12 protein-coding genes and 1 riboswitch are annotated in these 12,968 nt (G+C 32.2%); of the genes, 5 read left to right on the top strand and 7 right to left on the bottom strand.

The window, feature by feature from the left end:
- Positions 1-57: 57 nt before the first annotated feature.
- The 7 genes from cysD to MARIT_RS12475 all read right to left on the bottom strand — a co-directional run bounded on the left by cysD (position 58) and on the right by MARIT_RS12475 (position 8,368).
- Positions 58-966, bottom strand: coding sequence for a sulfate adenylyltransferase subunit CysD (cysD, locus tag MARIT_RS12505; RefSeq protein WP_024741289.1), 909 nt, complete (start codon positions 964-966; stop codon positions 58-60).
- 13 nt (positions 967-979) lie between these two features.
- Entirely contained in the window at positions 980-1,597 is a 618-nt protein-coding gene (locus MARIT_RS12500; RefSeq protein WP_100211682.1) for a phosphoadenosine phosphosulfate reductase domain-containing protein, read from the bottom strand.
- Positions 1,597-1,848 (bottom strand): DUF2061 domain-containing protein, encoded by a 252-nt coding sequence (locus MARIT_RS12495; protein ID WP_024741291.1) that lies wholly within the window; start codon positions 1,846-1,848, stop codon positions 1,597-1,599. Before MARIT_RS12495 ends, MARIT_RS12500 begins: the two co-directional genes overlap by 1 nt.
- Positions 1,849-1,961: 113 nt before the next feature.
- Complete coding sequence (locus tag MARIT_RS12490; RefSeq protein ID WP_100211681.1) at positions 1,962-2,369, bottom strand: RrF2 family transcriptional regulator; 408 nt, start codon at positions 2,367-2,369, stop codon at positions 1,962-1,964.
- A gap of 29 nt (positions 2,370-2,398) precedes the next feature.
- Entirely contained in the window at positions 2,399-3,565 is a 1,167-nt protein-coding gene (locus MARIT_RS12485) for a trans-sulfuration enzyme family protein (RefSeq protein ID WP_100211680.1), read from the bottom strand.
- A gap of 18 nt (positions 3,566-3,583) precedes the next feature.
- Complete coding sequence (gene thrA / locus MARIT_RS12480) at positions 3,584-6,979, bottom strand: bifunctional aspartate kinase/homoserine dehydrogenase I (RefSeq protein WP_100211679.1); 3,396 nt, start codon at positions 6,977-6,979, stop codon at positions 3,584-3,586.
- A 111-nt stretch (positions 6,980-7,090) separates the two neighbouring features.
- Positions 7,091-8,368, bottom strand: coding sequence for an O-acetylhomoserine aminocarboxypropyltransferase/cysteine synthase family protein (locus MARIT_RS12475; protein ID WP_024741295.1), 1,278 nt, complete (start codon positions 8,366-8,368; stop codon positions 7,091-7,093).
- Positions 8,369-8,488: 120 nt separating this feature from the next.
- Positions 8,489-8,614: riboswitch (SAM riboswitch) on the bottom strand.
- A gap of 327 nt (positions 8,615-8,941) precedes the next feature.
- Between MARIT_RS12475 and metK the strand changes: the two genes are divergently transcribed.
- The 5 genes from metK (at position 8,942) to MARIT_RS12450 (ending at position 12,964) form a co-directional block, all read left to right on the top strand.
- A complete protein-coding gene (gene metK, locus MARIT_RS12470; RefSeq protein ID WP_100211678.1) occupies positions 8,942-10,198 on the top strand; it encodes a methionine adenosyltransferase in 1,257 nt (418 codons plus the stop codon).
- 94 nt (positions 10,199-10,292) lie between these two features.
- Positions 10,293-11,060, top strand: coding sequence for a hypothetical protein (locus tag MARIT_RS12465; protein ID WP_100211677.1), 768 nt, complete (start codon positions 10,293-10,295; stop codon positions 11,058-11,060).
- 275 nt (positions 11,061-11,335) lie between these two features.
- Entirely contained in the window at positions 11,336-11,944 is a 609-nt protein-coding gene (locus MARIT_RS12460; protein WP_100211676.1) for a thiamine diphosphokinase, read from the top strand.
- A gap of 7 nt (positions 11,945-11,951) precedes the next feature.
- Positions 11,952-12,185 carry a hypothetical protein gene (locus MARIT_RS12455; RefSeq protein ID WP_024741299.1) on the top strand — a complete coding sequence of 78 codons (234 nt, stop codon included), beginning with the start codon at positions 11,952-11,954 and terminating at the stop codon, positions 12,183-12,185.
- 155 nt (positions 12,186-12,340) lie between these two features.
- Positions 12,341-12,964 (top strand): hypothetical protein, encoded by a 624-nt coding sequence (locus MARIT_RS12450; protein WP_024741300.1) that lies wholly within the window; start codon positions 12,341-12,343, stop codon positions 12,962-12,964.
- The last annotated feature ends 4 nt before the right edge of the window (positions 12,965-12,968 follow it).

Below are 12,968 nucleotides of genomic sequence, written 5' to 3'. Positions count from 1 at the left end.
GTTTTTAGTATTGAATATTCGTTTTTTTTGTAATAGGGTGAATTATGCTTAGTTTTTTTAAAAATATCCTTGTTGTTTACGTTTTTCCATTGCTGCTTCCGATCTTTTATCATCTATTCTAGCACCCCTTTCTGATATTGTTGCTATTTTGATTTCATTTACAACGGAGTTTATATCTGTAGCGGTAGAGAGCACGGCAGCTGTACAGCTCATATCTCCTACAGTTCTAAAGCGCACCATTCGTTCTTGTACAGCTTCATCATCTTCTCTATAAACAATGTCATCTTTTGCAGACCATATAAGTCCATCTCTTAAAAAAGTAGCTCTTTTGTGCGCAAAATAAATAGAAGGTATTTCAATATTTTCTTTCTGAATATAAGACCAAACATCCAATTCTGTCCAGTTAGAAATAGGAAAAACACGAACATTTTGCCCTAAATCAATTCGTCCATTTAGCATATCGAACAATTCAGGACGTTGGTTTTTTTCATCCCATTGACCAAAATCATCTCGAACAGAGAATATACGTTCTTTAGCTCTTGCCTTTTCTTCATCTCTACGAGCTCCTCCAATACAAGCGTCAAACCCAAACTCTTCTATAGCGTCCAATAACGTTTCTGTTTGTAACATATTTCGGCTAGCATATCTCCCAGTTTCCTCCTTAACTCTTCCTTTGTCGATATTATCTTGAACATTTCTAACAATTAATTCAATGCCTAGTTCATCAGCCAGTCGATCTCTAAAAGAAATGGTTTCAGGAAAATTATGACCAGTATCTATGTGCATTAAAGGAAAAGGAATTTTAGCAGGGTAAAAAGCCTTTTGAGCCAATCGAACAAGTGTAATGCTATCTTTTCCTCCAGAGAATAGTAATACTGGTTTTTCAAATTGAGCTATAACCTCTCTAAAGATATATATGGCTTCGCTTTCTAAAGCGTTTGTTTGTAATGTATTTGTTGTATTCATGATCGATGTTTTTTTAGCTATGTAAACCGCATTCTCTGTTATTTTCTACTTTAGTAGGATCAAAGTAATTGAGCTCGTTAGAGAGCTTATACTCTTGTAAATAAGCATCCAATTTTTCATCAGACCAGTTATAAAAAGGGCTTACTTTTAAAATTCCATCATTGCTTTTAGATACAATGTCAATGGTGTTTCTAAAAGCAGTTTGCCCTTTTCTTAAATTGGTAAACCATACGTCAGGTTGATGTATGCTCATTGCTCTTCGAAATGGTTCTAGCTTTACTTGTTCTGTAAAAATGGAATGCTTTGGGTCATCAATATTGGGTAGTCCTAAGATATTGTTTCTATAAGCAACTGTTTGTTTAGGAACGTATAGTTGAATGTTTAGAGCCAGTTTTTCTATTAATTCTTCTGCATGTTTATAGGTTTGAAGGGTATTATAGCCAGTGTCACACCAAATAACTTCAATATCATTTTTTATAGAAGAGACAGCATGTAAGATAGCACTTTCATAAGGTCTGAAATTTGTTGTTATGACTGGCTTATCTGCAATAGATAGCGCCCATTCTATAATTTCTTTAGGAGTTTTACTTTTTAGTTGTTCATTAATGTTTTTGATGTTTTCTATGCTCATTATTTTCCCCATTTTATACTGTTCCAAATTCGTTCATGAAAGAAATACAATATCATTTTTGTTATTAACTCTACGCTTCCTATAGAAAAAGCTAATGCTAGTTTTCCTGTAATTAACCAAGAGATTAAAACGGTGTCAAGTGTTCCTATGAGTCTCCAGCTGATTGATTTAAGAATGCTTCTCAGTGGTTTTTCAGACTGCTTGTTTAGCTTAGAGTCTTCTTTCTTTTTTATAAATTGATTTATAATCATTTTTAATTCCAATTTCCCTATCGGGTTACTAGGTTAATAGTGCAAATGTACACTTACTTCTTAAAAAGCAAAGCCTTTTCTCAAAAAATTAACAAAATAATAGTACTTTTTTACTAGACTAAATCAGCTAAAGTATTGTTTCTTAATACTTGTAAAGTATTGTCTCTGACCTGTATCATTAATTTATGTACAGAACAAGAATCTTCATCAGGGCAATCACTACACTTTTCGTAATAATTTAAACTAACACAAGGTAGCATTGCTATAGGACCTTCTAAGGTTCTAATAATGTCTGTCATTTTTATATCAGAAGGATCTTTTAGCATATAGTAGCCTCCCCCTTTGCCTTTTTTAGCACCTAAAACACCTGATTTTCTTAAGGTAAGCAATATACTTTCTAAAAATTTATGAGAAATGTTTTCACTCTCAGCAATGGTAGCTATCTGCACCATCATTCCTTTTTCTTGTTTTGCGATAAAGGTTAGGGCTTTTAAGCCGTATTTTGTTTTTTTAGAAAGCATATTGCAAAAATACACTTTTTATTTAGTTCTTAATTTTCTAGAGCTTGTTTTAGATCGTTAATAATATCAATTGTATTTTCTAAACCAACGGAGCATCTTATAAGCCCATCGCTAATACCAGCTTCTAGTCGTTCTTCTGAACTTAACTTGCTATGGGTGGAAGAAGCTGGGTGGGTTATAATGGTTTTGGTGTCTCCTAAATTGGCAGATAACGAGCACATTTTTATGGTATTTATGAATTTTCGACCAGCATTGATACCTCCTTGAATTTCAAAAGAAACAATATTACCTCCTAATTTCATTTGCTTTTTGGCAATATTGTATTTTGGATGTGATTTTAAAAAAGGGTATTTTACTGAGGTTACTTTAGGGTGTTTTTCTAAGAAAGTAGCTATTTCTAATGCATTTTGACAATGTTTTTCTACGCGAATACTTAATGTTTCTAAACTTTTAGAGAGTACCCAAGCATTGAAAGGCGACATTGCAGGCCCTGTATTTCTAGAAAATAGATAAATTTGACGGATTAAATTTGTTTTTCCAACGGTAATACCTCCTAGAACCCTGCCTTGTCCATCAATTAATTTAGTAGCAGAATGAATTACCAAATCAGCTCCAAATTTTATAGGATTTTGTAAATATGGCGTAGCAAAGCAATTGTCAATAATTAATAAAAGATTGTGTTTACGAGCAATTTTGTGTAGGGTTTCTAAATCGATAACATCTACTGCTGGATTTGTAGGAGTTTCTGCATATAAAATTTTGGTATTCGGTTGAACTAATCTTTCTATTTCATCGAGATTATTTGTATTAAAAAAGCTCGTTGAGATATTCCATTTTGGAAAATATTTGGTAAGGAGGCTGTGTGTAGATCCAAATACAGATTTACAAGAGATAATATGATCTCCAGCATCTAATAAAGCAGCAAAAGTTGAAAAAATAGCAGCCATTCCTGTAGCAAAAGCATATCCTGATTCAGCACCTTCCATAGCTACTATTTTATCAATAAATTCAGTTGTGTTTGGATTAGAAAATCTGCTATATAAGTTTTTTTCCTTTTCTTCAGAAAAAGAAGCTCTCATATCTTCAGCATCGTCAAAAACAAAACTAGACGTTATATATAGAGGAGTAGAGTGCTCAGAAAAGTGAGAGCGTTTTAGTTGTCCTCTAATGGCTTGGGTTTCAAATTTGTTACTCATTTTTCTTCTATTGATAATTTAATTGTTTTTTGCTAATCGTAAAATATCTCCAAAAACACCTCTTGCAGTTACCTGTGCTCCTGCGCCAGCACCTTGAATAACGATAGGTTGCTGCCCATAAGATTCTGTATATATTTCAAAAATGGTATCAGCAGCTTTTAAGCTTCCTAATGGGGTGTTTTTAGGAACAGATTGTAGGGTTACTTCTAAAGTTCCTTTATTTTTGGATAAGTCTCCGTGTAAATCGCCAATATACCTTAGTACATGATTTTCTTTTTGAGTTATTTTTTTCTTTTGAAAATCATTGTTTAGACTAGATAGGTTTGATAGAAAATCTTTGGTATCTAAGTTTTTAAGATTTTGAGGGATTAAGTTCTCAATGGCAATGTCTTCAAATTCATTTTCTAATTCTAATTCACGTGCTAGAATTAATAATTTTCTAGCAACATCGTTTCCAGATAGATCTTCACGAGGGTCGGGTTCAGTAAGCCCTTTTTGAATGGCTTGTTGTAAAACATTGCTAAAAGAGATTTCATGAGAGGAAAAGTGATTGAATATATAGCTCAAAGAGCCAGAGAAAACACCTCTCACTCGGGTGATGTTTTCACCAGAATCATGGAGTAACTTAATAGTGTCAATTAAAGGCAGTCCAGCACCTACATTGGTCTCGTATAAATACGATTTGTTATTGATTTCGAGGGTTTTTCGTAGTTTTTTGTAAAATTGATAACTTGTAGTATTGGCAATTTTATTAGAAGAAACTAGGTCAAAACCATTTTCTATTAGAGGGATATAATTTTGAGTAAAACTATTACTAGCGGTATTGTCAACAGCAATCAGGTTTTCTAAATGATGCTCTTTAGCATAGTCAATTACAGTATCTACTACATCTTTAATTTCTTTGTTATTACTTAATTTGATTTCCCATTTTTGAGATATTCCCTCTTTGTTTATAATTGCTTTTTTAGAGTTCGTAACAGCAAAGATGTTTAGATGTATTTTTCTTCTTTTTAAAATTGCTTGCTTACTTTCTAAGATTTGGTTAATTAAAGTTCCACCAACTAATCCTTTACCGAAAATAGCAATGTTTATTTTTTTAGCAATTCCAAAAATTTGTCCGTGAATTACATTTAAAGCTTTGTGTAACTGTGATTTTTTTACTACCAAACTTACGTTTTTACCAGAAATAGTGTTGTTAAATAGTAGCGGTACTATTTGATTTTTTGTAAGTGCATTGTAGGAGTGATGGAATTCACTTAAATCTTGACCGATAATGGATATAACTGCAATGTCATTGATGATAGAAATTTGATTGACATCTTTAGTGTAAAAATCAGTTTCAAATTCTTGTTCTAAAGCAATAACGGCTTCTTGAGCTTTGTCACTGTTAATAATTAGTCCAATTCCCCTTTCAGAAGATCCTTGAGAAATAATACTGATATTAATATTTTTATTACTCAGAGCTTTGAAAATTCTGGCATCAACACCTACTTTTCCAAGAAGACCTCTTCCTTCGAAATTAATTAAGGAAACATTTTCTAAAGTAGATAGTGATTTTATTCCTTTAGAATTTGATTTAGAGGAGATTAGTGTTCCGTTGTTATTTGGATTGAAAGTGTTTAAAATACGAAGGTTAATGTTTTTTTCTAGTAATGGGATAATCGTTTTAGCATGTAAGATAGTGGCTCCAAAATTTGCCAATTCATTGGCTTCTGAAAAAGATAATTGCTCAATTTTTTTGGCCTCAGAAACTAAATCTGGATTTGCTGTAAAAATACCATCAACATGTGTATAGTTTTGCAATTCGTCTGCATTTAAATAATTGGCCAACAAGGAAGCGGTATAGTTACTTCCATTTCTTCCAAGAGTAGTTGTTTCTCCTTTTAAATTAGAGGCTATAAAACCAGTGATAATAGGAACCGTATTTTTTCCGAATTTCTTAAAATGGTTGATTACATTTTCTTTAGAAAGTTCTATGAAAGGCTGTGCATTTCCAAAGTTTTCATCCGTTTTAAGTAGTTGTCTAGCGTCTATAGTACTTGCTTTAATACCTTTTTCGTCTAAGAGAGCGGCTACTGTTTTAGAAGCAATTAATTCTCCTTGTGCTAAAACGTCATCCTTGATTTTTTGGCTAAAATCTCCTAATAAACGAACTCCTTCAAAGAGTTTTTCTAAATGAGAAAATTCCTTAGAAAGCTCAACAGATTTAGAGATTGTTTTCTGATATTCAATAAAAGCATCTAATTGCTCGTGATAAGTCTCGTTTTTAGAAGCTTTGTATAAGATGTTTTCTAGCTCGTTAGTAGCGTTTCCTCTTGCAGAAACAACAACGGCGATATTTTCTTTATGAGCTATTTTCTGTTCAATAATGGAAATGACATTATTGATTCCTTCGTTGGATAAAGATTTTCCACCAAATTTTAATACTTTCATTTTTTTACTTTTTGAGTTTGGATTGCATATTGGGGCTATTATTTTTTCTAGTTGCTCATATTCAATTAAAAAAGCATCGTGTCCATGTACAGATTCTATTTCGTTATAAGTCACATTTGCTTGTGTTGATGCTAATATTTTGTGAGTTTCTCTATTTTCTTCAGCAGTGAAAAATAGATCGGAGTTAACGCCAATAATATGAATGTCGGCAGTTATAATTTTTAGAGCCTCCGCGTTGTCTTTGCCTTTTGTGATATCAATTGTTTTTAATAACTGATTCATTAATTTATAAGAGGCTAATTGATAGCGCTCTTGTAGTTTTTTGCCATGGTGTAATAGCCAACTTTCAACATTAAATATTTTTGAATGAACATTTTTTGAACGATGAAACCGTTCTTTGAATGACTGCGGTGTTCTATAACATAGCATAGCATGCATTCGAGCATCGTGAACAGGGTTGCTAGAATTTGTTAAAAACTGCTCTTGAATTTGGCAATTAGCAATTAGCCAGTCTGTAGATTTCCAATCAGTTGCTATTGGAATCAAGTGCTTTGTTATATTAGGAGTTAACGCAGCCATTTCCCAAGCAATTCCACCTCCTAAAGAGCCTCCTATTAATGCAAATAACTGTGTTATCTCTAATTTTTTTAAACCACGTAAAAATAAATAGGCAATATCTCTGGTAATAAAATCTTTATAATTATTAATTAAAAAGCCATCGTATCCATTTCCAGGGATATTAAAACATAAAATAGTGTATTTAGAAGTATTTATGGCTTTGTTTTCGCCAATTAAATTTTTCCACCAGCCATGTAAGCCAGCAACATTACTATTTCCTGTTAGAGCGTGATTAATTAGAATAATGGGAGCTGTGCCTAGTTCTTTTCCGAAAATTTGATAGCTCAACGGAATTTTATCAAAAATGAATCCGCTTTCTGTAGTAAAATCAGTGATGTTTATATAAAGTAAATCAGTTGCCAATTTAAAAATGAGTTAAGCGCATCGCGCCGAGCAATTGTTGTAAGCTCATTTCCCTTCAGAAGGAGATACAAAATTGCTCAGTTTGATAATTAAAATTTATACCAAGTATCTTTATTTTATTTTTGTAAAAGCTTGTTTTAGATCCGCTTTTAGATCTTCAATGTCTTCTAAACCAACGGATAGCCGAATGAGGTCGTTGGTTACTCCCGCTGTTTTTTGAGAAGACTCACTTAATTGTTGGTGTGTAGTACTTGCAGGGTGAATGATTAAAGATTTGGTGTCTCCAATATTGGCTAGCAAAGAAAAAAGTTTAGTGTTATCTGCTACTACCTTAGCAGCATCATAACCACCTTTCACTCCAAAAGTAACAATACCGCTTTGGCCTTTGGGTAAGTATTTTTGAGAGAGGGTATGATAGTTACTACTTTCTAACCCAGGGTAGTTGACCCAGGTAACTACCTCTTGCTCTTCTAGCCATTTAGCTAGTTCTAAAGCATTTTCACTGTGCTTCTTTATTCTGATGTTTAGTGTTTCTAAGCCTTGAATGATATTAAAAGCATTGGTAGGACTTAATGCACCACCAAAATCGCGTAATCCTTCCAAAATTAGTTTAAAGGTATAAGAAGAAGCTCCCAATGCTTCGTGATATATTAAGCCGTGATATCCAGGAGAAGGCTCTGTAAATTCTGGAAATTTACCATTTCCCCAATTAAAAGTACCAGCATCAATAACAACGCCTCCCAGTGAATTTCCTTGACCACCAATATATTTTGTTAGGGAGTGAATCACAATATTAGCACCGTGTTCAATAGGGTTTAATAGGGCAGGGGTGGCAACAGTATTATCTACAATAAAAGGGATTTCAGCAGATTTCGCATGAATAGAAATAGCTTTTAAATCCAGTACATCCAGTTTAGGGTTTCCTAGAGACTCAACAAAGAAAGCTCTTGTATTGCTTTGCGTGGCTTTTTTAAAGTTGTCAGGGTTAGAGGCATCAACAAATGTGGTAGTAATACCTAATCTAGGTAATGTTACATTGAGTAAGTTGTAAGTTCCGCCATATAAACTACTAGAAGCAACAATGTGATCTCCAGCTTTTAATAATGTTAACAAGCTTGTAGAGATTGCTGCCGTTCCTGATGCAAAAACAACAGCTCCAGTTCCACCTTCTAAGGAAGCAAGACGTTCTTGTAAAACTTGGTTGGTAGGATTGTTTAACCGTGTGTAAATAAAACCTAATTCTTTTAATGAAAAAAGACTTGCAGCATGTTCTGAGTCGTTAAAAACATAAGAAGTTGTTTGGTAAATAGGAACAGCTCTTGTTCCTGCTGTTTGTGTTACGTCATGTCCTGAATGCAACGAATTTGTTGCGAATTTTTGTGTACTCATTTTTCTTGTTTTTTGAGTTAATAAAAAATTAAAACAAAAGTCAAATCCATCGTTTATCTGATGTACCCTACTAGAAAAATGTTAAAAAGAAAATTGTAACTACAGAGGAGTAATTACGTTGAGTTATCTATCCAATATACTAATAAATGAATTAGAAATTAAGTAGAATGTAGCACCTTCTTTATTAAATATAAAGGGTTGCTAAGGCTTCACAGGGTCTAATCCCTCCACCTTTCTTGATAACATTTCAATAAGTTATTGAACTTTGTGAGTGCAAATATTCATTCAGAAAAAATTAATATCCAAATTTTTTCTAAACTTTTTTTTATCTTTTTAGGGTATATACTACGTATATAATTTTTTTTGGTTTTCTTTTTTTTTAGAGAAAACCTTTTTTAGGTTTGAATTTTATCTATAACTTTGCCAAATATTTTTGAGGAAAAATTTGGACTGATTGCAACCTCATTGAACTCTTGTTCAGAATAAAAATGCTAAAGCAGTAATTATCTACTTCTTTACGCGACCAAGCAATCCAAGTTTTTTTTCTATTTTAAATTTTAAAGAAAAGAGTTTATGTCATATTTATTTACTTCAGAAAGTGTTTCTGAAGGACACCCAGATAAAGTAGCCGATCAAATTTCAGATGCGTTGATTGATAATTTTTTAGCTTTTGATACATCATCGAAAGTGGCTTGTGAGACGTTAGTCACAACAGGACAAGTAGTATTGGCAGGAGAAGTGAAATCTAAAACGTATTTAGATGTCCAAAAAATTGCGCGTGATGTGATTAATAAAATAGGATACACGAAGAGTGAATATATGTTTGATGGTAGTTCTTGTGGAGTGTTTTCAGCAATTCACGAACAATCACCTGATATTAATCAAGGGGTAGAAAGAGCTAATCCAGAAGACCAAGGAGCAGGTGATCAAGGAATGATGTTTGGGTATGCTACTGATGAAACGGAAAGCTATATGCCTTTAGCTTTAGATTTGTCACATCGTTTGCTTATTGAATTAGCGGAATTAAGAAGAGAAAATAAAGAGATTACTTATTTAAGGCCTGATGCAAAATCGCAAGTAACCATTGAATATTCTGATGATAATATACCTCAAAGAATTGATGCAATCGTTATTTCTACGCAGCATGATGATTTTGATGAAAATGATGCTGTAATGCTAGCTAAGATCAAGGAAGATATCATCAATATTTTAATTCCTAGGGTAGTAGCAAAATTACCGAAGAATATCCAAGCATTATTTACAGATAGCATTACTTATCATATAAATCCGACAGGGGTTTTTGTAATTGGAGGACCTCATGGAGATACTGGTTTAACAGGTCGTAAAATTATAGTAGATACTTATGGAGGAAAAGGAGCTCATGGAGGAGGTGCTTTTTCAGGAAAAGATCCTTCGAAAGTAGATCGTTCAGGAGCGTATGCTACACGTCATATCGCAAAAAATTTAGTAGCTGCAGGTTTATGTAAAGAAGTTTTAGTGCAGGTTTCGTATGCTATTGGTGTGGCAAAGCCAACAAGTATTAATGTAGAAACGTATGGTACAGCTTCGGTAAATTTGACAGATGGAGAAATTAGCAAAGTAGTAGAAACTATTTTTGACATGCGTCCTTATTTTATAGAGAAGCGTTTAAAGCTGAGAGCACCTATTTATTCAGAAACAGCTGCGTATGGTCATATGGGAAGAAAACCAGAAATAAAAAAGGTTCGTTTTTCAAATCCAATGGGAGAAGTAATAGAAAGAGAGGTAGAGACTTTTACTTGGGAGAAATTAGATTATGTTGAAAAAGTAAAAGAAGCATTTAAGTTATAGTATGATTTAAAATCAATAAAAACTCACAATGTTAATTGTGAGTTTTTTTATAAAAAAAATTATATTTGCCGCTTAATTAAAAACACAAATTATTATGAAAAATGTAAAATTCGCCCTTCTATTGGGTTTGAGTTCAGTATTAACTATTGGTTGTAGTAGCTCCGCTTCAGAAGATTTTGAAGAAATAAATCAAGGAGTTTCTAAAAAAATAATAAAATCAATTTCTACGGTATCTAATTTAGACTTTTTAGGAAACAATTCTGTTGTATTAGTTTATGATGCAGATAAGAAGTTGAAAGATATTAATGCAGTAAGGGGAGTCGAGTCAACTTCACTCTCTTATAGTAATACAGGAAGCTCAATAGAAATATCTGGTGATGAGAGTGAGGTGTTCAATGTAGAGAAGCTATATAAATCACCATACGATGCGCTTGAAAGAGGAGAAGTTATAGAATATGATGCAAATAAGAATCCATACAAGATTGCATTCAATGAAGAAGAATATGATGATTCAAATAATGAGGTAGTTATAAAGAAGTATGTTGCTGAATTGACCTATGATGATGCACCTAATCCTTATTTTTATACTTTAGAAGCAGCTGGAATTATTGCTATTTTAGATAGGGTAGAATTAGATTTTACGGTAAATCCACAAGCTACAGAGATAATCAAAGCAAGAGCGCTATTCCCTGTAAATAACCTTTCCAGAATTGTTTATAAGAATGAAGAAAATGAGGTAAAACATAGTATCACAATAGATTATGAATATGATAAGGATAACTATCCTGTTAAAGGAGTTGCTACTTCTATAGGAACTTCTGGAGATACAGATACTATTAGTGTCACTTATGAGTATGAATAGGTAGCTTAGTGTAACTAAAAAATATTTTTTAAAACTTCTTGCTTTAAGCAAGAAGTTTTTTATTGGTTTTTGTTTTGCACTACAGAATGAACTCATTATAAAAAGAAGAAAATAGTGGTATTTAGAATCACATTATAAAAATATTTTTTATGACCAACATCCTTTTCGTATTCAAGTAAAAAATACCGTTTTATTTTATAGCAAACTAAAGCTATAATCAACATAAACTGGAAGAAGAAGCTTTAAAAAGGGAAGTTTTTGAGTATTTTTGCAGGATGAAAAGTAGTCAGAAAGTTTTTTTATTGCTAAATGGAGAGCCTCCTAATGGTAGGCCTAATCTTTCAAAATATGATTTTATTTGTGCAACAGATGGAGCGTATCATGTTTTAGAAAAATTAGGCATCGTACCTGATTTGGTAGCAGGAGATTTAGATTCTTCTTCTAATCACTTGCCGCAAATAGAACTTATTCATACCCCAAACCAAGATTTTACAGATTTTGATAAGATATTAAGAATCTTATATGAACGAGGATATAAAAAGGTAGATGTTTTTGGAGCAAGTGGTAAAGAACAAGATCACTTTTTAGGAAATTTGCAAACAGCTTTGATATGGAAGGAAAACTTAGCTATAACATTTTTTGATGCTTACAGCAAGTATTTTTTTGCAGATTATGTTACAAATTTACAGAATGTAAAGGGGAAAACAATTTCATTAGTTCCATTTCCAAGTGCAGAGGGTATTATTACCAAAGGGTTACAGTATCCATTACATAAAGAAGCATTAAGTTTTGGAACTAGAATAGGTACTAGAAATAAAGCAATTGAAAAAAATGTTGAAATAAGATTTGAAGTAGGAGATTTGGTTATTTTTGTAAATAATTAGCATAGATATGAGAAAATTAAAACTTATTTGGGATTTTAAAGGAGAAGATGGATTAGAGACTGCGAAGCATCATTGTGTCCATTTGAACGAATTTACTGAAATGGAAAAGTTAGAATTTCATGAGATAGCTTATGTAAGTCTGAATGAATTTCATACAATAGCATTTGTTATTGTGAATGAAAAAGATATGAAAACCTATAGAGATGCTCTGAAGCCCCATAGAGGAGAATTAGCAGATTAAGAGTTGGCTGTACCAGTTGAAGTTTAAAAATTGCTAGAAGGGAGATGATTGTTTTTTCTAGTAAAGTAGCAAGAGAAAAATAGGTAATTTCAAATAGTAGGTAGCGTTATTTTAATAAAATTAGAGTATCTTTCTAAACCCTAAAATAACTAACTATGAGGGTTAAGTATAATTATTTGTTTTTTATTGTTTTATTGGGTTTTAGTGCGAGAGCACAGCATCATTATAAGTCTTATTCTGCGCACCATTCAGTTTGGCAAGCTATTCATGTAAGTAAAGATATTATTAAAGCAAAAATCGAAGTTTTTGAAAAAAAGTCTTTAGAAAAACCACTGATGTTTCTCAATGTAAAGCATAAGATAAGCGAATTGAATAGGTTGTCTAATAGTTTGAGTTCTTGTATAGAGAAATTACAAGAAGAGGTAAATACAGAACGAGTGCTATACGCTCTTTTAGAAGAATACCATTATAAGAATATTATATTTACTAATAATGGGAAATTATCTGCTAAAGGAAAACAGATAAAAGTTAAAATAGATAGCTTATATGAGTTATCTTCAAAAATTAATATTCATAAATTAACACATTTAGAGGACTTTGTGAATAATCATTTTAAAACAAATGGTGATTATTATAATGAGGAGGAGGATAAAATAGATTACTTTAATTATTTATTTTATGATAAAAGTAATTATGGGATAATGATGAGTTTAAGTTATTTGTTGCTAGATGTTAAAACTTTTCAATTATTGTATCTAGGTACGGTAACGGGGTATTAAGTAG

Source organism: Tenacibaculum maritimum NCIMB 2154, from assembly GCF_900119795.1.
In the GTDB taxonomy this organism is placed as follows: domain Bacteria; phylum Bacteroidota; class Bacteroidia; order Flavobacteriales; family Flavobacteriaceae; genus Polaribacter; species Polaribacter maritimus.
The sequence above is the reverse complement of the archived record's forward strand: the minus strand, read 5'-3'. Positions and strand labels throughout refer to the sequence as shown.